The sequence below is a fragment of the Calothrix sp. NIES-2098 genome, assembly GCF_963875125.1.
GTDB lineage: Bacteria > Cyanobacteriota > Cyanobacteriia > Cyanobacteriales > Nostocaceae > Aulosira.
This window is the reverse complement of sequence record NZ_CAWNKJ010000001.1, coordinates 4,356,864-4,379,098: the sequence shown is the minus strand read 5'-3', so window position 1 is coordinate 4,379,098 and position 22,235 is coordinate 4,356,864. Positions and strand designations below refer to the sequence as shown.

At 41.0% G+C, this 22,235-nt stretch carries 19 protein-coding genes, 1 tRNA gene and 1 pseudogene; 9 read left to right on the top strand and 12 right to left on the bottom strand.

The genetic code is table 11. The features are described 5' to 3' along the window. Positions 1-60 precede the first annotated feature (60 nt). From AACU33_RS18295 to AACU33_RS18270, 6 genes are all read right to left on the bottom strand, one after another. The gene (locus AACU33_RS18295; RefSeq protein WP_096590022.1) at positions 61-1,233 is read right to left on the bottom strand and encodes a TRC40/GET3/ArsA family transport-energizing ATPase; all 1,173 of its coding nucleotides are present in this window, start codon (positions 1,231-1,233) and stop codon (positions 61-63) included. 188 nt (positions 1,234-1,421) lie between these two features. Beyond that, positions 1,422-1,811 (bottom strand): DUF2358 domain-containing protein, encoded by a 390-nt coding sequence (locus AACU33_RS18290; protein ID WP_096595293.1) that lies wholly within the window; start codon positions 1,809-1,811, stop codon positions 1,422-1,424. A 47-nt stretch (positions 1,812-1,858) separates the two neighbouring features. Continuing rightward, a complete protein-coding gene (locus tag AACU33_RS18285) occupies positions 1,859-2,428 on the bottom strand; it encodes a hypothetical protein (RefSeq protein ID WP_096590021.1) in 570 nt (189 codons plus the stop codon). A gap of 127 nt (positions 2,429-2,555) precedes the next feature. Beyond that, positions 2,556-3,479, bottom strand: a complete 924-nt coding sequence (locus tag AACU33_RS18280) for a phosphodiester glycosidase family protein (protein ID WP_096590020.1) — start codon at positions 3,477-3,479, stop codon at positions 2,556-2,558. A gap of 105 nt (positions 3,480-3,584) precedes the next feature. Then, a complete protein-coding gene (locus AACU33_RS18275; protein ID WP_096590019.1) occupies positions 3,585-4,829 on the bottom strand; it encodes a DUF4912 domain-containing protein in 1,245 nt (414 codons plus the stop codon). A gap of 619 nt (positions 4,830-5,448) precedes the next feature. Beyond that, entirely contained in the window at positions 5,449-7,770 is a 2,322-nt protein-coding gene (locus AACU33_RS18270; protein WP_096590018.1) for an IMS domain-containing protein, read from the bottom strand. Between the two features lie 1,203 nt (positions 7,771-8,973). Between AACU33_RS18270 and pdhA the strand changes: the two genes are divergently transcribed. The 3 genes from pdhA (at position 8,974) to AACU33_RS18255 (ending at position 11,177) form a co-directional block, all read left to right on the top strand. After that, positions 8,974-10,011, top strand: a complete 1,038-nt coding sequence (gene pdhA / locus AACU33_RS18265; protein WP_096590017.1) for a pyruvate dehydrogenase (acetyl-transferring) E1 component subunit alpha — start codon at positions 8,974-8,976, stop codon at positions 10,009-10,011. Between the two features lie 163 nt (positions 10,012-10,174). After that, positions 10,175-11,044 carry an aldose epimerase family protein gene (locus AACU33_RS18260; RefSeq protein WP_096590016.1) on the top strand — a complete coding sequence of 290 codons (870 nt, stop codon included), beginning with the start codon at positions 10,175-10,177 and terminating at the stop codon, positions 11,042-11,044. 61 nt (positions 11,045-11,105) lie between these two features. Beyond that, positions 11,106-11,177, top strand: a tRNA-Lys gene (locus AACU33_RS18255). A 151-nt stretch (positions 11,178-11,328) separates the two neighbouring features. Here the strand turns inward: AACU33_RS18255 and AACU33_RS18250 are convergent. Next, positions 11,329-11,745, bottom strand: a complete 417-nt coding sequence (locus tag AACU33_RS18250) for a hypothetical protein (protein ID WP_096590015.1) — start codon at positions 11,743-11,745, stop codon at positions 11,329-11,331. 80 nt (positions 11,746-11,825) lie between these two features. On the opposite strand from AACU33_RS18250, the pseudogene AACU33_RS18245 reads away from it, so the two are divergent. Further along, positions 11,826-12,098, top strand: a pseudogene (locus AACU33_RS18245) (Uma2 family endonuclease); the annotation flags it as partial. 279 nt (positions 12,099-12,377) lie between these two features. Then, positions 12,378-13,457 carry a class II fructose-bisphosphate aldolase gene (gene fba / locus AACU33_RS18240; protein ID WP_096590014.1) on the top strand — a complete coding sequence of 360 codons (1,080 nt, stop codon included), beginning with the start codon at positions 12,378-12,380 and terminating at the stop codon, positions 13,455-13,457. A 190-nt stretch (positions 13,458-13,647) separates the two neighbouring features. Here the strand turns inward: fba and hisD are convergent, their stop codons facing one another. The 3 genes from hisD to AACU33_RS18225 all read right to left on the bottom strand — a co-directional run bounded on the left by hisD (position 13,648) and on the right by AACU33_RS18225 (position 16,361). Then, on the bottom strand, positions 13,648-14,934 hold the full coding sequence (gene hisD / locus AACU33_RS18235; RefSeq protein WP_096590013.1) for a histidinol dehydrogenase: 1,287 nt from the start codon (positions 14,932-14,934) through the stop codon (positions 13,648-13,650). 136 nt (positions 14,935-15,070) lie between these two features. Beyond that, a complete protein-coding gene (locus tag AACU33_RS18230) occupies positions 15,071-15,688 on the bottom strand; it encodes a hypothetical protein (RefSeq protein WP_339376120.1) in 618 nt (205 codons plus the stop codon). A gap of 370 nt (positions 15,689-16,058) precedes the next feature. Beyond that, positions 16,059-16,361 (bottom strand): acylphosphatase, encoded by a 303-nt coding sequence (locus AACU33_RS18225; RefSeq protein WP_096590011.1) that lies wholly within the window; start codon positions 16,359-16,361, stop codon positions 16,059-16,061. Between the two features lie 167 nt (positions 16,362-16,528). Between AACU33_RS18225 and AACU33_RS18220 the strand changes: the two genes are divergently transcribed. Beyond that, positions 16,529-16,726, top strand: coding sequence for a hypothetical protein (locus AACU33_RS18220; protein ID WP_096590010.1), 198 nt, complete (start codon positions 16,529-16,531; stop codon positions 16,724-16,726). Between the two features lie 303 nt (positions 16,727-17,029). Here AACU33_RS18220 and AACU33_RS18215 read toward each other — a convergent pair whose 3' ends face one another. Further along, positions 17,030-17,803, bottom strand: coding sequence for a glucosamine-6-phosphate deaminase (locus AACU33_RS18215; protein WP_096590009.1), 774 nt, complete (start codon positions 17,801-17,803; stop codon positions 17,030-17,032). A gap of 224 nt (positions 17,804-18,027) precedes the next feature. On the opposite strand from AACU33_RS18215, the gene AACU33_RS18210 reads away from it, so the two are divergent. After that, positions 18,028-18,714, top strand: a complete 687-nt coding sequence (locus AACU33_RS18210; protein WP_096590008.1) for an HAD family hydrolase — start codon at positions 18,028-18,030, stop codon at positions 18,712-18,714. Positions 18,715-18,733: 19 nt separating this feature from the next. Here AACU33_RS18210 and AACU33_RS18205 read toward each other — a convergent pair whose 3' ends face one another. Continuing rightward, positions 18,734-19,768, bottom strand: a complete 1,035-nt coding sequence (locus AACU33_RS18205; protein ID WP_339376119.1) for a hypothetical protein — start codon at positions 19,766-19,768, stop codon at positions 18,734-18,736. Positions 19,769-19,973: 205 nt separating this feature from the next. On the opposite strand from AACU33_RS18205, the gene AACU33_RS18200 reads away from it, so the two are divergent. Together AACU33_RS18200 and AACU33_RS18195 are read left to right on the top strand one after the other, a co-directional pair. Next, entirely contained in the window at positions 19,974-20,117 is a 144-nt protein-coding gene (locus tag AACU33_RS18200; protein ID WP_339376118.1) for a hypothetical protein, read from the top strand. Between the two features lie 107 nt (positions 20,118-20,224). Next, complete coding sequence (locus AACU33_RS18195; protein WP_096590006.1) at positions 20,225-21,799, top strand: CPBP family intramembrane glutamic endopeptidase; 1,575 nt, start codon at positions 20,225-20,227, stop codon at positions 21,797-21,799. Positions 21,800-22,235 lie beyond the last annotated feature (436 nt).

Sequence of the window (22,235 nt, the reverse complement as noted above, 5' to 3'; positions counted from 1 at the left end):
TGTACAAATAACAAACTTTAATTTCTGTTAAGTTAGATAGGGAAATTCAACAGTTACATATTAAGCAAAACGGATTTTCAGATAATCTTCATCCATTTTCGCACCAGCAGGTTGGAGTGCTGCTAAAGCTTGTGGCAATACTAAATTCCGGCGGTGATTGCCAATAGTAACATTTAACTCATCCCCAGTTTTACTCAAGTGAACTTGATTTTTGGGAATCCCAGGCAAATACAGTTCTAAGCTGTATTGGTTATTATCTTGTACAACTCTAATAGTTGTTTCTTTATAATAAACTTGCGTGGGATCTTCGTCTTTGTAAAGAGTTTCCTTGAGTCTTTCTAATGCTGCTAAACCACACATTTCTTCCGAAAAAAGTGGAACTTCCTTTACAGGGAGAGGATGAAAATCGTCATGTATTTCCTGACGATATTGCTGTTGATTTTGTTTCCAACGTTGGAAAAAGGGATCTTGGACTTCGGCAGGAATAATGCGGTTAGCTACCACTAAATCTGTGGCAACATTATACAAACTCAAATAAGCATGAGCGCGAAGAGATTCTTTAATCACCATCTTTTCTGGATTAGTGACAAGACGAACTGAAGTTTGGGTGTTGTCTGTCAATACTTTTTCCAAAGCTTCTATTTGTTCGTAAAACTCGTAAGGCGCATCCATTACTTCTTTGTCTGGTAGCGAAAACCCAGCGATTGGTCGAAAAAGAGGTTCCACCAAAGGCCGAAGCGCCACCGAGATGTTCTGAAATGGTTTGTAAAAACGACGCATATACCAACCGCCGACTTCGGGTAAACTCAGCAATCGTAATGCTGTACCTGTAGGCGCTGAATCGATAATCAAGACTTCAAACTCGCCTTCATCGTAATGGCGTTTCATTCTTACCAAGCCAAAAATTTCATCCATGCCCGGTAGAATTGCTAATTCTTCTGCTTGAACTCCTTCCAAACCCCTTGCTTGGAGAACTTGGGTAATGTAACGCTTTACCGAACCCCAGTTTCCTTCTAGTTCTTGCAGTGCATCTAGTTCCGCACCCCATAAATTTGGGCGAATCTCCCGAGGTGCGTGTCCTAGTTCCAGGTCAAAACTGTCTGCCAAAGAGTGGGCGGGGTCTGTACTCAACACAAGTGTGCGATAGCCTAATTCTGCACAACGAAGTCCAGTGGCCGCCGCTACGGAAGTTTTTCCCACACCGCCCTTGCCTGTCATCAAAATTACACGCATGGATGATTCTGTCCTGCCTGAGAGTTGTTTACATTTATTTACGCTATCTCTATTATCAACTCTTTAAAAGGAATAAATGCAGTTGCAACAGTTCTAGATTATTGATCTGAGAGATCGTCAAGCCCAGTTGCTATATGGGCTGCAACTGGCGTTGGGTAAATGAGCAACGATTGCTGCCAGTATTTTAATTAACGATTTTTGAAAGAAAACGAATGTTGTTTCAGCACATCCAACTGCGAACAGTTCCAGTAATCAATGTGAGAAATAATTAAACCTTCGGAGTTGAGGCGTAATTCACTCCAGCCAGGAATAGAAATGCGAGGTTTCCAAGGTAGAGGACTGTTCCAGCTGAGTGTCCACTCGGTTTTAATTGTATCTCCCAAAGATTGAATATTGTGTAAATCCATTTGCGGATTTAAAAAGAAAGTCTTAATGAAATTAATCATCAATGCGTAGAGTTGCACGCCACGAAACTTGAAAACAGCATCTTGAAAATAAACATCTGGAGCGTAAATGCTGTAAGTCTGATTTTGGGGAAATCTTTGATAGTCTTCTTTCAAAATTTGAATTATCTCTATAGCACCCAAAATATTTGCCCTCATTCATTATAAAGATTTTGAATTGTTTATACTTCTATCTCATTCCACAAGCGTTCTAGTTGATATCGCCATACAGCTAATACTTCTTCCCGCGCTTGCTGGGTTTGTTCAATTTCCCCTAGCAATCCTTCTGTATAAAAGCGTTCCAGATTTTGCATTGTGGACTGAAGAGATTGCCCCTGCCGTTTTGCTGCTAGGATAATTTGCCGGATACGATTCTCAATCAATCGATTGAAGGCATTATTTAAACCAGTTTCATGTAAAGATATCAGGCGAGCGATCGCATTTGACAAATCCGCACTCACCAAAGTGCTAATTTTATGCTGAAATACTCCCCACATTAATCCCTCATACAAAGCGTAGCGTACTTCTTGAGTCTCATCAAAGTTGGCTTCGAGAAACTGTTCTAAAAATGCTTGGGCTGCTTCTATTGGCACAATGGGGAGTAAAAGCCGCAACCAAGTTCGATCGTCGTCCAGCAGTACCAACAGCCGAAAAGTCGAAGTTTCCACTTGCCACGATCCAAGTGCGATCGCATCAACAGCTGCTGTACCAAATAATTCTGTTAGCGTACCCGCGATTTCTTCAGGTGTCATAGGTTATCCTTAGCTGTAACCTCTAGAGTACCGCTTTCAGGTATCAACACTGCTCTACTGCTTGCTGAATTACGTCTAAAGGTAAATCTAACAATAGGGCGATGATTATATTTTCACTTAAATTATTTCATTTTTTATATATCAAGAATACTGAACCAATTGGCCCAGCATTTTCTACATATACTTTATTGTTGTAATATAATCCTGGTGACATTCCCCCATCAAACAAAATTCCTTCTTGAATATTCCCTAAACAATTATTCCGAGCGATACCTTCTAAAAGATCGTCAAATTTATCTGGTAGTAGTTCTTGATTAATGGCAGAAAATTCAATATTTGAATTAGCTTTAGCATCATTAACTAACAAAATGACATAACCCTTATCGGTAATAGCTGCTAAAGAACGATTCGTTGCTTCTTTACAGGCAAATTCTCCTAAATCTGTACAAATATCTTTAAACTTCCCAGCCCGATAAAATCTACCGTTACCTCCTACTAAATTGTAATTAAGAATTTGGTTATTTCTCCTACCAGCCTGGATAGTAGCTTTCCTTTCTTGTGGTTTACCTCCAGATATACCAAAAGAGGAACGCTGATTTTTAAATGCTCCAGAATACTCAAAACCGCGAGAAATATTCAGTCCTTGTGGTTTGTTATCAGTACCTATATAGTCGGCATTAATTGCTGCTATTGGTGTTTGTCCGTTTAATTTAGAATTCTCATCAGAGATGATCTCTCGAAATTGTTTTGGTACATATTCCTTACGCAATCTCCCTAAATTATCTTTGGCGTAAAGTTTATGAGAAAGCCCCACATTTACCTTAAAATCTAATTTTTCTGATTGAGGATTAAAAATAATCACATGATTAATATCTTTGTCATATTTTTTTCCTTGATTATTGCTCTTGAAGAACTCAATACTAAAATTAGCATTTTTGCCAATACAAGTAGTTTGGGCTGGTTTTTGGGCTGCATTGGATTCAATATTTTTACAACCTGTTAATAAATTGATAATAATTACAAAAATAGATATTAAGAATAATCTATACATATTTAGATAAATGAAATAATTTTACAAATGCAAAAACCCGCTACAGAATTACTATAGCGGGTAAAAAATTGATTATTCAATCTGGAGTTAATTGAGAATATCCAATTAAGACAGCCATTCTAAAACAGCTTCATCTTTAGTATTGGTATTTCTGGATGGGGTCTCACGGTTAAATTTCATGTGAATCGAACGGGTTTGTTCGCCATCAGCAGCAACAGCCAAGATAGGATAGTCAATTAGACCATCTTGGAAGGACATCTGGAAGCGGAATGTACCATCTGGATTCAGTTTGATGGGACGACCACCAATTGTTACAGTAGCATCAGGCTCGGTTGCACCGTAGACAATCAACTCAGCATCTGCAATTAACCAGAACTTGCGAGGACGCACTGGTACAGCAGAAGCCGAGAAACCAACACCAGACATACCTACACCAGACATGGTTAAACCAGAGGTGGTAGGTACTGCCCACATACCCACGCCCGATGGGAAAATATAAGAGCTGATAGCTTGTTCTGGCGGCACAGAACCAGCTACGTGCTGCATAGAACCGAATAGAGAACCTGCAACTCTTTGTGCTTCAGCAGATTCGGCTAAACCAAAGATTTGATCGTAGATGGGGTTGCCGTTGGCGTAGGCTGTAGCTGCGATCTTCTTGGCAGGGGGAACCAATTCGTAGACAGTCTTACCACGCAAATCTTCTTCAAAGTTGACTGTGACGAAGACATCTTCAATCCAGTCAGAAGGATACACAGGCGGAATGTGGACTCGCGCAGAACGAGCGAGAATGAGCCAGCGTCCATCAACAGAACGATAACCGATATCGATTACATAATCGCGATCGCTCACAGGAACTGGTATATACCATTCTCTAGCCAATTCATCAGCAGGATACTCTTGCAGACTGTGCGGACTTTGGTAATCCAGATTGATGTCGGTGACATCATAAATCCGCAGTGCTAGTTGTTGTCCTCCTTGCCGACGAAGTTCTTCTTTATGTTCGTTAGGAACATCCCAATAGGTATAAGCCCACTGCGGATCTCGTGGTAAGAGTACAATACGGCTTTCACCGTAACCGGCAGGCAGATCTGCTAATCCCTCATCTACATCGGTGAGAGAAGCACCATTACGATCTACTTGACCTAACTCGAATTTTGCTGCTTCCACGGTTTCCTGTGCCTCCAGTGAACGAGATGGACTAAGCGAAAATTTGCTGCGCTGAACTTCTTGAATCGATGCTAGTAGTTGTGATTTACGCATTCGGCTATAGCGAGAAATACCATATTCACTCGCAACCTTGCGTAGTTGCCGCAATGTCATCTCCTCTAGCGGCGGGCGTTCTTTTGCCATTAATTTGGCCTCCAGTAGTTTGAAAGGTTAATGATTTCCCCTGGTTACAGAATGGTATTTAACATCTCATCCACTCCAGATGAATTTCTTATTCCTGACTCCTGGCCTTGCCCAGAGTTTAAGTTTCTTAAACTGTTATTAAATTGAGAGTCACTCCCTTTCAATTCCTTGTTATGCCAAAGTCAGCATTTTTTTGGGATCAGAGGAGTCTTTGTTTAATAAATATTAAGCCGTAACTTTTTGTTGGTATCAAGGGGTGTAAAGACGCTATTTCGGCTGTTGTACGAATCTATCAGCACTTTGGGGATCGTTATGTCATGGTTTTATGACATAACTTCCCTTGAGTACGGTGATATCTGAGTCAAATATCAAGATTACATGACAAAACTCTAGAACTCAGTCAAATGCCGCAATCTTAAGTTTTTGGATATGAGGAATAGTCCATAGAGGAAAGTCATTAATGCCCAATGCTAGGTTTTTTCAGCCGACTTTCTATAAAAATTTATGGGTGATACCGTGAAGTACCACCCAGTTAAAGAGTTATAGGTTTTTAAGTGGAATGAAGTCTGTATTCCTAAAATAGTGGCTAGCAGAAAACTTTCTTAAGTATAAAATACAACTAGAAGTTCATGCCGATCTTATTGACCACTGACATACTCTGGATACGCCACACACCATCTTGCAGAATCAAATTATACCTGACTCTCAGAGTTTCATCTGAAGACTTCTTGATTTGATCGTTTTGATAGAACTGTGTTACTTCCTTGACAGTAGCTTCTACAGATGTATGATTTGAGGCTAAATCAGTTTTCTCTACAGATTCCACCTTCAAGTTATGCTCGTACTTCCGATAGCGGTTTTCTGCCTTATCTTGTTGGGCTATTAACCGCCATTGAGATAAAGATGAACCAGTTAAAATTTGTTGCAAACTATCAACATCATGATTTGGGCCTAAAGCTGAAGCTTTAGTAGATAACCAACTCCGGATGATTTCTTCTGCTGTCGCAGTTGTTAAAGATCCATCTGGAGATTGCGGTTTGCTGTTTTGGTCAGGAATGGGGATTGGTGGTTGATTGATTTCTATTGACAACTGTTCGCCTGGTAATAGAGGTGGCGGGGAAAAAAGATGTCTTACGAATCCAAATGTTGTGGAAACTATCAACCAAAACACGACTATGACAACTAAAGAAACAAACACAGTCCATACTAGACGTGTTTTTCCTTCTAAAGAGTTGGCAAAAGTGCGCCGTCTTTGAGGAGAACGATGACGATTATCTAATGCACGTTCTCGCGTAGTAGCTTGACTAGGCTTGCGCCGCCGTCGCTGTTGTGTTTGCGCTGGTGCGGAGACCTTAGCTGAACCATTCATGCTGTGGTGAGGTTCTTTGGCTATGCGTTCAGCCGCAGGAAACTGTGTGATTGGCGTTTCTGGTGCCTTACCTCCAGTAGATGCTTTATTCCATCTGGATGGTGAGAAGCTGGAATAGTCCTGTCTTTCTCTGGGTAGAGTTTCTGGTAAGTCCGGGTCAGGTGTTCTTTTGTGCTGGAATTGTCGAGAAACTCCAGTGGAATTATTGCGGTGGAAAGTATTGTTCGTTTGTGGAGTAGAAAAAGGCTGGCGGTTAACTACCGACCATTCATTAGTCGGTTCTGCATCTGTTGGTAAGACTTCTAAGTAAGCTTGTACTTGTGGTTCAGCAAAGTAACTTTTTAGAGAAGCTTGCTGCTTTGTCAAATCGCGAAAGTGAGGAAATACTTCGTGTTGTAACCACTGTTCGCCATATAGACAAAGACCCGGTAACAAGTCTGGAGATTCTTGTGATTTTTCGCGAATAAAAGCTAAGGCTTCATATTCTTGACTAAGTTCTAAAACACGGGTGGCTTCTTCGGTTTGACCTAATAAAAGCGCACATAGAGATTGTTCCAAATGTACATCTTGGCGCTTGCCCAAACGCATGAGCATTTGCTTGGCCTGACGGATCAAAGCTGGTTGACGTTGGACAAATCCCCGTGCTATCAAGGCATAGACGGCTAAGTAAGTAGCAACAGCAGAAGGACGTTTGCTTTCTGCTTCAAATAACTTGTGCTGTTCTGCGACTGTTAAGTGATAGCGCAACTGCTGGATAAATCGCAGGAAGTCATCTATGTTAAGACCAGATTCATCATTGCCAGTGCCATCAATTCCACCACGAGCGTCTAAGATGTTCTGCAATAATTCCAAGCCTTGACGACGTTCCGCAGTTTTGGCTTCTGGTAAGGCTAGTAATTCCAGAATCCGATACGGTCGCAATTTATAAAGATCCGCCTGAATTTCAGCCTGCACGATAGGAAATAGCCCTTCGCGAGATAATACTTCTAGACCAGTTTCTAGGGAATTGGCAGCATTTTCGTAATGACCTTGTTGCCATTGCTCGCGGCCCAGTTCTAGACAAGCTAGAGCGATGGTCAAAACAATATCTGGGCGGTCTTCTAGGGCTTCTTCGCTTCCTAAATTATCGCCAGTTGTAGCATCTGCTGCATTGTTTTTATGGACTAAGTAGGGGCGACCTAATTTCAGCACAATTTCGTACTCACCCAAGTCTTGCAGAATCAGTAAAGCACCTACTAATTCCTCTTGGGAAATTTCGATGCTGAGACTCTGTGTGTCAATTGCGCCATTATTGTTTCCTGGGCGATTGTCAACTGCTACTGTCGCAGAGGCAGTACCATCAGGGTCATAGGCATGGGCAAGATACAGCTGATCGTAACTGCTACGTTCTTTCGGATCTGATAAAACCACGTAAGCTTCTTCTATAAGTTGTTTGCGCGAAGAAATTGCTGTTTGAGAATACTCACGCCGCGGCAATTGTACAATGCGATCGCTGTATGCCTGCCGCAATTGTTCCTGACTTGCCGCTAACGGTAGTCCTAAAATTCGGTAGTAATCTAGCGGAATTCGCACAGCCTACTTCCCCTGCACCGTGACAACATAATTCACCTAGAGCATTCCAGGCATGTAAAACCGTGCCATAATAATACCGTGTTGACTTTACACCACAAGTGTATATTGCAACAACCTGTTTTGTATCTTCCCGAAATTTGAGTCATATTCTAGTACCTATATTTTGACTTCGCCTAGAAAGCGTCAGCTTTTTGTTTTAATTCTTAGTATTTTGATTTTTTCTCACCTCTATTAGCCTTTGACACCATAAAATAAAATTTGGTTTTCTAAGCTATATCAGTTTTGTACTTTTAGCAATATTTGACTCTCCCGTGCATTTATGATGACGGGATGCTTCGGAAGATAGGCTAACTGGCAATACCTTAATTTAAGATGTCGGTGTATTCCATCCGTGGGTAAAGGCTATCGCCTATTATTCAGACATAGATTTAGCAACTAAAACTATGCTAACTAGCCTGACTCTGCCTGGTTTTCACCAGTGAGAGGAGATTTGGCGAATTTTATATGTTCGATTTAGTCGAAAAGTTTGAGTATCGCTGTCTTAGCGCTGGAGGTACATTTGGGGTGTACCTATCCTCAACACCTGGAACAACGTTTACTACTCTAATATGTCAACACCTGTGTGTTGATTTTACCAGATAGGAGACAGTCCCTAAAACAGAGGTACTGCATAGCGAACCTTCCCTCACTGGTGAAAAGAGCTTATTTCATATCCACGAGGTTTAATGATGGATTTTTTAAGAATTTCTAAATTAATGCCCTTGCATTCAGTGCGACGATCGCTGCCAGGTAGATTTCCTGCTGATAACTAGAGAAGGCAATCATATCATTCTTAGAATTAAATTACAATTATCTACTTCAGCATTTACTCAATGAGCGAATTTCGGATTGATTTTCAGCAAATTGTTAATGGATATGCAGAAAGCAAGCTATCCTGATTGGTAGCCTATGAAAGAGCGTGGAGTGAACTCACAGGGCGGGTTTAGCCTTGAGAGGCTTATCCGCGCAAAAGGTAGGCGAAAAAATTGATCGTCAAAAATTAAAAGTTAAAAATTCACCCATTCCCTAATGTTCATTTTGGTACATCAGTCTCGATGGTTGACTCCAGCAAACGCTAGCTTGTTAAATAGCTAATGCTGTATGAGAGCAAGTTCTTGAAAATGGTAAATTTCAGTTTGATGCGACAGGGATACTAAACAAATAATGGTTCAAGAACGTATATTACCTACCTTTGATACTGCTAAAGTCCAAATCTCTAAAGAAGAAGGCTTGCGGTTGTATGAGGATATGATCCTCGGACGCTTTTTTGAAGACAAATGCGCTGAAATGTACTACCGGGGCAAAATGTTTGGTTTTGTCCATTTGTACAACGGTCAAGAAGCTGTTTCTACTGGCGTTATTCAGGGAGCAATGCGACCAGGAGAAGATTTTGTTTCCAGCACCTACCGCGACCACGTCCACGCTTTGAGCGCAGGAGTACCAGCTAGAGAAGTGATGGCGGAATTATTTGGCAAAGCTACAGGTTGTAGCAAAGGCCGCGGTGGTTCCATGCATATGTTTTCTGCGGAACATCGCTTACTAGGTGGCTATGCTTTTGTGGCTGAGGGTATTCCTGTAGCAGCTGGTGCAGCTTTTCAAAGCAAATATCGCCGCGAAGTCTTGGGAGACCAAAATGCTGACCAAGTTACCGCTTGCTTTTTTGGCGATGGTGCTGCCAATAACGGTCAGTTTTTCGAGACTTTGAACATGGCGGCTCTATGGAAACTGCCAATTCTTTTTGTGGTAGAAAATAATAAGTGGGCAATTGGGATGGCTCACGATCGCGCGACTTCCGACCCAGAAATCTACAAGAAAGCCAGTGTGTTCAACATGGCAGGTGTAGAAGTGGATGGTATGGATGTACTAGCAGTGCGTGCCGTCGCTCAAGAAGCTGTAGCCCGCGCCCGTGCTGGAGAAGGGCCGACAGTAATTGAAGCACTTACCTACCGTTTCCGCGGTCACTCCCTAGCAGACCCCGATGAATTGCGAAGCAAGGCTGAGAAAGAATTTTGGTTTGCCCGCGACCCAATCAAGAAGTTGGCAGCTTATTTAGTTGAGCATAATTTAGCAGATCAAGAAGAACTCAAAGGCATCGATCGCAAGATTCAGGAAGTAATTGACGACGCGGTTAAATTCGCTGAAAGCAGCCCGGAACCAGACCCCAGTGAGTTATATCGCTTCGTATTTGCAGAAGACGAGTAGATCTGGGGCAAGGAGCATAGGGCATGGGACTGGAAGGTGGAAAATGAGGGCAAGGAAGACAAATAACTATTGCCTATTGCCTTCTTGACCATTGACTTTGGACGATTGACTCTTGACCAATGCCCAATGCCCTATCCCCCATGCCCAATGAGGAGTAAAATTTGTGTTTTCAATTGCAATTCAACAACAACAATACAAAACCTATATTCTGTCTGATGAAGCTGCTGGTTCCCAACTGGAAGTGGTTCCCGAACGTGGCGGTATCATCACTCGTTGGCGCATCCAGGGTCAAGAAATTCTCTATCTAGATGCAGAACGCTTTACTCATCCTGAGTTGAGTGTTAGGGGCGGAATTCCAATTTTGTTTCCGATTTGTGGTAATTTGCCAGAAAACACTTACACTTACAATGGGCAGATCTATACTCTCAAACAACATGGCTTTGCCCGTGACTTACCTTGGCAAGTAAATAACCAAGTAACGAGCGATCGCGCTAGCATTACTTTAGTTCTCAACAGCAACGAGCAGACACGAGAAGTTTATCCTTTTGATTTTCAACTGGCTTATACCTACGAACTGCAAGGCAACACGCTAGAAATTAGGCAGCAGTATCAGAATTTGTCATCGACACCATTACCTTTTTCTATGGGGTTTCATCCTTATTTTTTGACTGCCGATAAAAATCAACTAGAGTTTGCCATCCCTTCTGGAGAATACCAAAACCAAAGAACTAAGGAAATTTCTTCATTTAATGGTAATTTTGATTTTGGTCTGGATGAAATCGATGTTGCCTTTAAGCAGCTAACAAGTCAATCAGCTTCTGTAGTAGACAAAAACAGAAAGTTAAGACTGACTTTAGATTACGGCAAGGAATATCCTATCTTGGTGTTTTGGACGCTCAAAGGTAAAGAATTCTATTGTCTAGAGCCTTGGAGTTCACCCCGCAACGCTTTAAACACTGGCGAACATCTAATTGTGTTAGATCCAGGTAGTAGTTACCAAGCATCTGTACGCTTAACAGCAAATTTTTTCTAAACCCCTTTACAAAACTACAGATGTTAATGCTATAATTGCAAAGTTGCGAAAACAACGGAACGGGTCGCTAACTCAACGGTAGAGTACTCGGCTTTTAACCGATTAGTTCCGGGTTCGAATCCCGGGCGACCCATATCAAAGAAAAAATGCTTGCTGATACTGGAGAAGTGAAAGTTGAGGCGAGCTTTATTGTTAATAGGAAATTTGTGGATTGCAATGTCTACGACGGGCTACGCCTACGTCTAATCCCTACAATAAATTTCCTGCGACTTTAGGCTACAGGATTATTTACAATCAGTATTTAATGGCTCTACATCAAAGAAACTTTCCTCGCTCCAGTTAGTCCATTGACCATTGACTTTAGCTCTAACTTTCCATCTCCATCCTCTGCGATTCCTATCTATGATGTAGCTGCCAAAAGATTGATAAATATACTCTGTAGATTTTATATCAGTCTGATTGATAACTGGATTTTGTGCATTATCTTCTATGACATACAGATGATATGTAGTAGCATTGGGGACTTGAGACCAAATGAATGTCCAAAAAATGCCATTTTGTCGGTTAAGGCAGCCGTTATCTAATACATCTGCTCGATCTGGAAAATTGAGATTAGGTGCAGTTGAGGGACTGGGTAATTGTGAAACGGTGATGGAGTTAAACAGTAACAAAAGAGCGAAATTAGATATTTGTTTTTGCATTGGCAGCGATCGCAGATGGCCTGCAACAACTTTACTGATTTAGGTAGGATAAGCTTAGGCTCAACCCCAATACCATAGTCATGGTGAAAACACCTCCACAGCATTTGAAAATCCTTCCTTTAGAAAATGGTGACAAACTCAATCGATATGAATTTGAGCGTCGCTACAATGCTATGCCCAACCTGAAAAAAGCCGAGTTGATTGAGGGAATTGTCTATATTATGCCTGCGGCTTTACGTTTCAGAAGTCACGGTCAACCTCACGGTTGGATTGTTACATGGCTAGGTACTTACGAAGCAGCTACACCAGGAGTAGCTTTGGGAGTTGAACCAACTGTACGCTTAGACTTAGATAAGTAGCCAGTTGTAGACATTGCTTGTAGTCAATCATCTAGGATACAGGATTACCAAAACCCCAAACTGCGCAGTAGCTGACTGTACAGTAAGTTATTGTGAATATGAGGCACATTTATGAGCTGTAGCGTAAAGTTTTTCAACATAAACACACATCACTAGTTATAATTTCCTATATGTTGAAAAAACTCTTAAGATTAGCGTAACAATTACATTAATGGTAAATAATTACGCTGCTCTCACACCGACTAGCTGACAACCACATTAGGAGGACTATCTATGGCGCTTGTACCATTAAGGCTGTTGTTAGATCACGCGGCTGAAAACGGTTACGGCATCCCAGCTTTCAACGTTAATAACTTGGAACAAATTCAGGCGATCCTGAAGGCTGCTGCTGAGACAGATAGCCCCGTAATTCTACAAGCTTCTCGTGGCGCTCGTAACTATGCAGGAGAAAACTTCCTGCGCCATTTGATTTTAGCAGCGGTAGAAACCTATCCTCACATTCCCATTGTCATGCACCAAGATCATGGTAATGCTCCTTCTACCTGCTACTCAGCAATTAAGAACAACTTCACCAGCGTGATGATGGATGGTTCGCTGGAAGCTGATGCTAAGACTCCCGCAAGCTACGAGTACAACGTCAGTGTTACCCGCGAAGTAGTAAACGTAGCTCATTCCTTGGGTGTCAGCGTTGAAGGCGAACTTGGTTGCTTAGGTTCTCTAGAAACTGGTGCGGGTGAAGCTGAAGATGGTCATGGTTTCGAGGGTACACTCGACCACTCTCAATTGCTGACCGACCCCGACCAAGCTGTTGATTTCGTAGAACAAACTCAAGTAGATGCTTTGGCTGTTGCTATTGGCACAAGCCACGGTGCTTACAAGTTTACCCGCAAACCTACTGGCGAAATTTTGGCAATCAGCCGTATTGAAGAAATTCACCGCCGTTTGCCCAACACCCACTTGGTAATGCACGGTTCTTCCTCCGTACCTGAAGATCTAATTGCTCTAATTAACCAGTATGGTGGTGCAATTCCTGAAACCTACGGCGTACCTGTAGAAGAAATTCAAAAAGGTATCAAGAGTGGTGTTCGTAAGGTAAACATCGACACCGACAACCGTCTGGCAATCACTGCTGCGGTACGTGAAGCTTTAAGCAAAAATCCCAAGGAATTTGACCCCCGTCACTTCCTCAAGCCTTCTATTGCTTATATGCAAAAAGTTTGTGCAGAACGCTATCAGCAATTTGGTACCGCTGGTAACGCTAGCAAGATTAAGCAAGTTTCTTTAGAAGATTTTGCTGCTAAGTACGCCAAAGGCGAACTCAAAATGATCACCAAGGCAGCTGCCAAAGTCTAATTTGGTTAAAAAATAATTAGGAGCATAGGAATATGCTCCGATGAAGCTGGAAATTGTGATTTTAAGAGAAAAAACCGGGTTACAAAGTAATACCCGGTTTTTTTATTTGTCATTTGTCAAAGGTCAAGAGTCAAGTAGATTAATTAATTTTGAATAGTGCGTTTCCCTTGTACCCTTTCTCCCAAGTTTTCTATTCTCCTTCTAGCCGTATGGCCACGCTACCACCGTGGGCTGGTAAACCTTCGGCTTCTGCAAGTGTTACAGCTGCTTTACCTATTGTCTGTAATGCTTGTCGATCGCATTCTAAATAGGTAATACGCTTGAGAAAGTCATAGACACTCAAACCAGAAGCAAAACGGGCAGAACGAGAGGTTGGAAGTACATGGTTTGGCCCGCCTAAATAATCACCAATGGCTTCTGGTGTGTAACGCCCTAAAAATAAACTACCAGCACACTTAATTTGGTTGGCAAGTAATTGCGGATCGTCTACACACAATTCCACGTGTTCTGGTGCTAGCTGGTTGAGTAGAGGAATACTTTCTGCTAGATCGTTGACAATAATTACTGCCCCATGTTTTTGCCAACTGGCGGTAGCCACCTCTTTGGTAGGTAAGTTTGTCAAAATTTGTTCAACAGATGCGATCGCTTTTTGCGCGAATTCTGCTGAATCGGTAATTAAAATGGATTGGGCGCTAGGATCGTGTTCTGCTTGCGATAGCAAATCCCAAGCGATCCATTCTGGATTATTTTTATCATCTGCGACAACAAGAATTTCTGAAGGCCCGGCAATACTGTCAATTCCCACTGTGCCAAATACTTGGCGTTTGGCTTCAGCAACATAGGCATTACCAGGCCCGACAATTTTATCAACAGGGGCAATACTTTCTGTACCGTATGCTAAAGCTGCGATCGCTTGTGCCCCACCAATACCGTATATTTCCGTTACGCCAGCAACTTGTGCTGCTGCCAAAACTGCTGGATTAATCTCGCCACGAGGCATCGGCACTGTCATCACAATCCGATCTACCCCAGCAATTTTCGCTGGTAAGGCATTCATTAATACCGAACTCGGATAGCTAGCGCGTCCTCCGGGAACATAAATTCCCACTTGCGTAAGTGCTACCCAATTTAATCCCAGCCTTACCCCAACGGTATCGGTATAGCCGACATCTTGGGGCAGTTGTTTTTCATGAAACGCTGCAATTCTTTGGGCGGCTAATTCTAAAGCTGCTTTCACTTCAGCCGGACATTTGGCTGCAAGTTCTGCAATAAATGTATCGCTTAGACGCAAAGACTGAGAATTATAATGGTCAAAGCGGCTGGTATAGTCCTGAACTGCGGCATCACCACGTACTTTGACATCAGCCAGAATCTCTCGTACTGTCCCGCTAACATCAACAGTTGCTTCCCGGCGATCGTTCACCAGTGTTTTGAATTTGGCAGAAAAATCTTTGTCGGTTGTTTGAAGTAGCTGCATGGACAGTATCTTTATATGCTCTAAGGTCAAGTATAAATTGGATAGAAACAGTAATATTTTACCTTACATTTCTGCTTAAAAAAGCTGAATTTTCCAGATTATAGGTTGTAACTTTCTTAATAGGACTTATTTACTTTTAGTAAACAGCTTTCCATCCTTCCACAGTTCTTTTACCTATTTCGCTATCCACGGATTCTCCACTTTCAGACAAAAGTCTAATACTCACATTTTTAGCAGGTGAGTTTTTCAGAGCAGTTGCTAATTCGTCGCTAACTTTAAATGTATTGTTGTTTCCTTCTAAACGGAAAACCTGTTCGCCTAGCTTGATATAAAGGTTAGTAATTTTGAATGTGTTATTAGATACTAGACAATCAGGAAATCGTAGTCGGGTATAATAGTACGAGCCATAGGAGCAATTGCGATCGCTATAAGCTAACAGAACGCGAATATAGTTTCGGCTCCAAAGGCTAATTACTTCAACCCTAGCATTAGTATTAACAAAGTTCCGCCAGAAGTAATTACGGTCAAAGATTCCCACAGAATTGCCTTCAAAAGGATCGACAATCCTCACAGGTTTTGACCAAGGTACATCGATATTTGTACTTAAGGCTGCTGATTTCACAACTGGTAGTTCCGCAGACGCTTTGGCTAATCGCTGATTTTGATTTGCCTCAACAGGACGGGAGTAAATTATGCTTGTTGTAGCTAAATTTAAAGATGCTAGACCTAATCCTAGGATTGCAAGTCTAGGCAAACTCCAAATTTTTTGATTTTTACCCTTGGAGTGCATTAACATAACTGAATTAAAAACTTAGCTATTTAACCGATTTGACAATCAAATATGAGTATTTATCCTGATAAGGCTCACTTTAATTGACAGATAGTTCTACTACAAATATAGCTGTAATTTTTATCAGTAATGCTGCACCAATATAGTCTAAATCAAACTTTACCTTGTTCAAGAATTAAATAAGCTATTTCAGAAATTTCTAAGCAAAATAATTAAAAATTCCCCTTCATCTTTAATTTAGTAAAGTATACATAAACTCATGTTTATTTATGTTTGATATCTTCAACTTGCTGTGTAATTGTTCCAAAGCTAGTAATTATCCTAAATGCAAGTTTTAATTTAACCGCTTCACTTCAAATCCTCGCAAACCTTCCGGTTCTTCGTACTCGACCACAACATTTTTTACTACAGCAGCCGGAGGTCCAATGTGACACCAGCGAATCATCTCTTCTATTACTACTTGTGACCCTTCAAACACTGCTTCTACGCGATTATCGGGGAGATTTCCTACCCAGCCAGTTAATCCCAGCTGACTTGCTGTATCTACTGTGGCGTAGCGATAGCCAACCCCCTGGACTCGTCCAGAAATGAATACATGGGCACGGATTAACTTAGGTAGTGGTGTAGAATTCGGCATTGGTTAGTCTATGCTTTACGTTTTCCAGTTTACTGGGTTTTTAGACCATCAAACCAGCCAAAAATCTTCCTTAAGGCTGAGATAAGACATATTCCAAGAATGAAGTTTTTAAATGGTACTACATACACAATGTAGAGACACATTAGTTAAAACTGGTAGTTGCAACTATGTTTAACATTGGGGACTATGTGCTAAATCAGAAAACTGGGCATCTTGGTAAAGTAATTGGTTACGGGCACCAAATAATTAATAATGTCTACACCACAACACTGAAAGTCTTAGTAGCTGAAGCTACAAACTCACAGAAGAAAGAGTTAGTAGTAGAAGATATAATTTCTGAGTGGACGCAAGGTTCACCAGCTTAAATTTAGTACTTGTGGTACTAGCAGGACTAAGCAATATTTGTCATTTTGCGATTCACCGAGGTACAGAAAAAATAACGAACTACAGATCAAATAGACATGCAGCGGCTATCCTGTGGGTAGCCGCCTTTCAGGCGTCTACGTTCCATTCGCAATGACATTGTGTAATTAATTATGTTTAAGTACTTATCTACTTTGAAATCCAAATCACTAATGACAAATCTTTCCTGCTAGGAGATGCTACACGAACACGAGCAAATATGTAACTTAAATACATCACAGCTGATTGAGTAAAAGCTCATTATTTTAAGTTAACAAGCTAGCAGAGTTAGTATCAAGAAATAAAGTTGCTTGAGCTTGTTTGCGCAGAATAGAAGCAGGAAATTTTGTATTAATTGACCCCTGCAATATATCCTTCACTGCATTCGCTTTACGTTTTTCTGGTGCAAGACAGATAATTTTTTTTGCCGCACAAATCAAGGGTAAAGTCACAGTAAATGCGTATTGTGGCACGCTTTCTAAATTAGGAAAATGACCTGTATTGACTTGTTGTTTTCGATTAACAGAATCTAGCTTGACTATTTTAACTTTGTAAGGGTCTTGAAAATCAGCCACATATGGATCGTTGAAAGCCAAATGACCATTTTCGCCTACACCAAGACAGCATAAATCTATTGGCTGTGCTTCTAGTAGTTTGGTATAGCGATCGCATTCCGCCAGAGGTTGTAATGTATCACCTTCTATATAGTGAAATTGTTGAGGATGAACTCGCTGTTCTACACGTTCTCGTAGATAGCGCCGGAAACTAGCTGAATGATCGCCAGAAATCCCTAGATATTCATCTAAATGAAATAAGATAATTCGCGACCAATCTATACCACCTAAAGCAATCAAAGCATCTAGAAATTTAAGTTGAGAGTTTCCTGTCGCTAGCAATATAGCAGCTGATTCCTGTTGCTGAAGAAGTTGCTGTAGATATTGTTGCGTTATTTCTGCAACATCTTGAGCCATATCGGCTTCAGTATTGTAAATCTGCACTGTCAATTTATCGACACGAAAACATTTTGTGGCGGCTAGCATTTGTTTACACAGGTGGCGATCGATAATATGGCTCAATTAAATCAGTTATGACGTTTAGCAGTTGAGTGCAATACAACTTTTAGACTTGGGGAAAGTAGAAACAAATTTAGCAGATTAATTTAGACTTTTTTGCCTTGATGAATATTCAAACAATGACAAACAATAAAAAACAATGTAAACTATGTCAGTAAAGTTAACATTTATTTACATAATAACTAAAAGCCATGCTAGCCGCTATTCTCTTTGACCTAGACGGCACGATTGTCAACACTGACCCCATACACTACCAAGCTTGGCAGCAAAAGCTAGCCAATTATGGCATAGAAATTGATGAAACCTTCTACAAATCTAGAATTAGTGGACGACTCAATCCAGAAATTGTCAAAGATATATTGCCACAACTATCACCAGTAGATGCACAAAAATTTGCAGACGATAAAGAAGCGCTGTTCCGAGAACTTGCACCAAATCTCAAGCCGCTGAGTGGATTTTCGGAACTAATAGCATGGACAGAAGCACATCAGTTAAAACGTGCTTTAGTAACTAATGCTCCTCGATTAAATGCCGAATTTATGCTAGATGTTTTAGGCATCAAGGAAGCGTTTCATACAATTGTTTTGGCAGACGATTGTATAGCAGGTAAACCAGATCCTGCACCCTATCAAGTTGCGCTGAGTAAGTTAGGGATTCAGGCGCATGAAGCGATCGCCTTGGAAGATTCACCCTCTGGAATTCGTGCTGCTGTAGGTGCTGGTATCCGCACCATTGGGATAGCTTCTACTCACGATCCCAAAATATTGGTAGAAGTTGGCGCTTTTATCGCAATTCCTGATTTTACTAGTTTGCAACTGTGGACGCTGCTAAACTCAATGAGCGAGCAAGATTTAAGTAGTATCTCATCTGGTTTTTGAGTGCAAAAGCAGACAAGAGTTATTTCAATACTGACCTTCCTTTAGCGAGTAGACCAATACCAATTAAAGAAGCTAACACAGTTGTTGGTTCGGGAACTTCGCTTGATGGTTTTGCTAAGTTTGGTGTGATTACTCCATTTCCACCACCAATCAAATCCTGGTGGTTATTTATATTAGGAGATCCACCACCAAACAGTTGTGACAATCCGAAGAAAGGAATTAAACTACCTAATATACCTTCTGCTGCTCCCCCCGATCCGGCTGGGATAGTGGGTACCATAGCTCCTTTATCTAACTTTCTCACTGCCCATTCCACAAATCCACCTTCAGCATCCTTAAATTGAGAAAATAGATAAACATAAACAAATTTCTTATCAGTTTTATTAACCTTTGTAAAAAGATTATCGCTGATATACACCAAGTAATCGTGCTTACCATGCTCAGAGTTGATATCTTGAAGCAAAACTGAATTTTGATCGAGATCGAACGTTTTGGTAGCACGACCATCAAAAGTTGGGTAGTTAGTCAGATTGGGAGCATTGCCTAAGAAAATCTGTAATTTCTGTAATACAATTTCTGGTAATTTTGGATTTGCATTTGTTTTCTCTGGCTCGTTGATAGTTAAGATAAACTCGCGATAATCTGTACCACCAATATTGACTAATGGTACATCACTTAACTTCAATGAGTGAGACCATCGCTGTTTTTCTCGATCGCGAGATTTAATTACAGATCCATCTGTGTTGTAACCTTCTTTGGTTGAAGTTTCAGGTAAGGATGAAATCCGTAAAAATGTATCGATTGCTTCATCATCTTTAAAAATATCTTTACCGATCTTTTTGATGCAAGCATCTTTACCTTTAATACAAGTAGACTCGCTGGGATTAATCAGGCTGATCTGGATAGCTGAAGCTTCAGAAACCGCGATTGTCGCTATCAACATCAGGTCACAGATAGCTATAAAGCTAAATTTTGCCAGAATTAGCCAAACTTTTGGCGAAAGTATTTTTTTTGTATTGCGTAAATAAAAATAACTACGTAAATAGTTAAACATAAAAATTCTAGTTAATTCCGCTAACCGTATAATTGATATTTCTGTATAAAAAGGCTTAGTAAGAATCACTAATGTATTCCAAACATTACCAGTATTGATAGGCAATTTTGTGTTTTTTATACAATCTTTATAATAAATACTTAAGTAAAAAATTCTGGTAAAGTATAATTTAAGCAAAAAAAAATGTGATATATCTGAAATATCCGTGAATAAAGCACATAAAGAATTTACGCAATTGCGATCGCCTCTACGTAAAACTGCCAACATTGCGCAATTCGCTAGAGCAACAGAGTGCGATCGCCATTGTCGGCGCTACATCTCCCCCGCCTCATCTGGCACCACTTTGTAGAGAATCGGTATAAATTCCCCAAACTCAAACCTATCCACCTCCTACTTTTTCTTGCGATAATTCCCAAGGGGCATGAGCTTCTACACTGGTTAGTCAAGGGGAGATAGATGACCATAAAACGGTTGGGTTTAATTGGATTGACGCTGATTTCGTTGGTGTTGTCCGGCTTGTCTTTATTTAGCAGTTGGCAAGAACCGCAGTTCCAAAGTCGCTTGGAACTGTACCAAACAAACATTGCACTACAAGCACAAGCTTGGCAACCAGAAGATAACAAAGACGAGAATTTCCAGGTAGTGAGGGATGCCATACTTGGCGAGCAACCTCTGGATAACGCTGTCAAGCAATATCAAGAAGCGCGGAAATCAGCGCAAACCAATTTGGACAAAGCCAAAAGTCAACTGGTAAAATTGCGTTCTCAACCAGTGAATGCGTCTGCGCCTCCTAAACCCCTACCAGAAACTCGTCCTTCAGAAAATCCCTCTAGTCAACAGCAGCGACAGTTGCAGCAGTCCCTCAACCAGCTGCAAAAATTATTAGCTGAATTAGACTTACGTTTAGGAATTTTACAAGCACAGCAAGGAAAGACAGATGTCGCACTGAAAACTTGGAGTGATTTACAGCAACGCTCAGATATCAATCCGGAATTTCAAGAAACATCTGCTGTATTAATTGGTTTGTGGAGCGAACCTCCCCGCCTGCTGCCAAATGCTCAACAGTTGATCCAAAAGAATTTAGACGGTTGGTTTCGCTCTAATGCACTGGTGCAACTCTACAAGCTCCAGCAACGTCCAGACGCATTATCAGCAGTTACAGCCACACAACAAGAAGCTGCTGCTCAAGCTGTCATTAAATTAGCGGTGATTGGGATTGTTCCTACCTTAGCAGCTTTGATCGGTATCATCCTGCTAATTGCTGTATTTGCTCAACGTTTAGTGAAGGGAAAAGCCGCCTTAATCGCTCAAAATGCTGATGTAGCTTGGTCAACGCCTTGGGGTGGTGAAATCATTTTACAGGTATTTATTCTTGGCTTTTTCTTGATGGGGCAACTGTTTGTGCCCCTATTATTATCACTGCTTCCCATTTCGCTGACTGGTGGTAATGTACGTTTTCAGGCTTTCTCAGTCTTACTGCGTTATATGTTAGTAGCAGCAGGTGCGCTATTGGTACTATATTTCTCCATCAAGCGCTTTTTTCCCTTGCCAGAATTCTGGTTTCGCTTCAATTTTCAAGGTAAGTGGTTTTTGTGGGGACTGGGTGGCTATTGTGCTGCTTTACCGATAGTCGTGGTTGTGTCTTTGATTAATCAACAACTATGGCAAGGACAAGGTGGTAGTAATCCCTTGTTGCAACTGGCATTGGAAAGTCAAGATTCTATTGCACTGGGGATATTTTTCTTAACAGCTGCGATCGCCGCCCCGGTTTTTGAAGAAATTCTGTTTCGCGGCTTTTTGTTGCCTTCTCTAACTCGTTACCTACCCGTGTGGGCTGCCATTCTTGCTAGTAGCCTGCTATTTGCTGCTGCTCACCTGAGCTTGTCAGAAATTTTACCACTAACTGCCTTGGGGATCGTTTTGGGAGTAGTCTACACGCGATCGCGTAATCTACTTGCTCCTATGCTGTTGCACAGTCTTTGGAACAGTGGTACTCTACTCAGTTTATTTATCTTAGGTAGCGGTAATTAAATATAAGTAAAATTACGGTTGCCAAAAAATCAAAATATTTGCTTTTATCTCCATATATGGCAATAATATATGGCAAGAGTTTAATGTTTATAAATAGCAATAAGCAAGAGTAAATGCTAGCTTCAAAGTATATATTGCTGAGGGCAAAAGTCACTCTAGCAATACCGAGAAATACATAGCAAAATCTCTATTAGCTTTTCATCTCGCATGGGTAATTTTTGCCCTTTGTCAGATGTAGATTGCCTTTCTCAAGCTTTTCTATACTAAGAATGTTTGGGAAATTATCTAGTAGGCATTGATGGGGTTTCTCAAAATGCTACTATTTTGAACTTTGATGAAGGTAAAATCTGTTTCTATTTTGTGGAACAATGCCTGTATTGGTACTGTCCACAAAATATGTCTTCATCATTGCAGCCATATAAAAAAAAGTCCGGAC

Excerpts from the sequence above, each read along its gene's own strand:
- AACU33_RS18295 (WP_096590022.1), bottom strand. The coding sequence starts at position 1,233 with ATGCGTGTAATTTTGATGACAGGCAAGGGCGGTGTGGGAAAAACTTCC.
- AACU33_RS18285 (WP_096590021.1), bottom strand. The coding sequence starts at position 2,428 with ATGACACCTGAAGAAATCGCGGGTACGCTAACAGAATTATTTGGTACA.
- AACU33_RS18280 (WP_096590020.1), bottom strand. The coding sequence starts at position 3,479 with ATGTATAGATTATTCTTAATATCTATTTTTGTAATTATTATCAATTTA.
- AACU33_RS18275 (WP_096590019.1), bottom strand. The coding sequence starts at position 4,829 with ATGGCAAAAGAACGCCCGCCGCTAGAGGAGATGACATTGCGGCAACTA.
- pdhA (WP_096590017.1), top strand. The coding sequence starts at position 8,974 with ATGGTTCAAGAACGTATATTACCTACCTTTGATACTGCTAAAGTCCAA.
- AACU33_RS18250 (WP_096590015.1), bottom strand. The coding sequence starts at position 11,745 with ATGCAAAAACAAATATCTAATTTCGCTCTTTTGTTACTGTTTAACTCC.
- fba (WP_096590014.1), top strand. The coding sequence starts at position 12,378 with ATGGCGCTTGTACCATTAAGGCTGTTGTTAGATCACGCGGCTGAAAAC.
- hisD (WP_096590013.1), bottom strand. The coding sequence starts at position 14,934 with ATGCAGCTACTTCAAACAACCGACAAAGATTTTTCTGCCAAATTCAAA.
- AACU33_RS18225 (WP_096590011.1), bottom strand. The coding sequence starts at position 16,361 with ATGCCGAATTCTACACCACTACCTAAGTTAATCCGTGCCCATGTATTC.
- AACU33_RS18220 (WP_096590010.1), top strand. The coding sequence starts at position 16,529 with ATGTTTAACATTGGGGACTATGTGCTAAATCAGAAAACTGGGCATCTT.
- AACU33_RS18215 (WP_096590009.1), bottom strand. The coding sequence starts at position 17,803 with ATGCTAGCCGCCACAAAATGTTTTCGTGTCGATAAATTGACAGTGCAG.
- AACU33_RS18210 (WP_096590008.1), top strand. The coding sequence starts at position 18,028 with ATGCTAGCCGCTATTCTCTTTGACCTAGACGGCACGATTGTCAACACT.
- AACU33_RS18205 (WP_339376119.1), bottom strand. The coding sequence starts at position 19,768 with ATGTTTAACTATTTACGTAGTTATTTTTATTTACGCAATACAAAAAAA.
- AACU33_RS18195 (WP_096590006.1), top strand. The coding sequence starts at position 20,225 with ATGACCATAAAACGGTTGGGTTTAATTGGATTGACGCTGATTTCGTTG.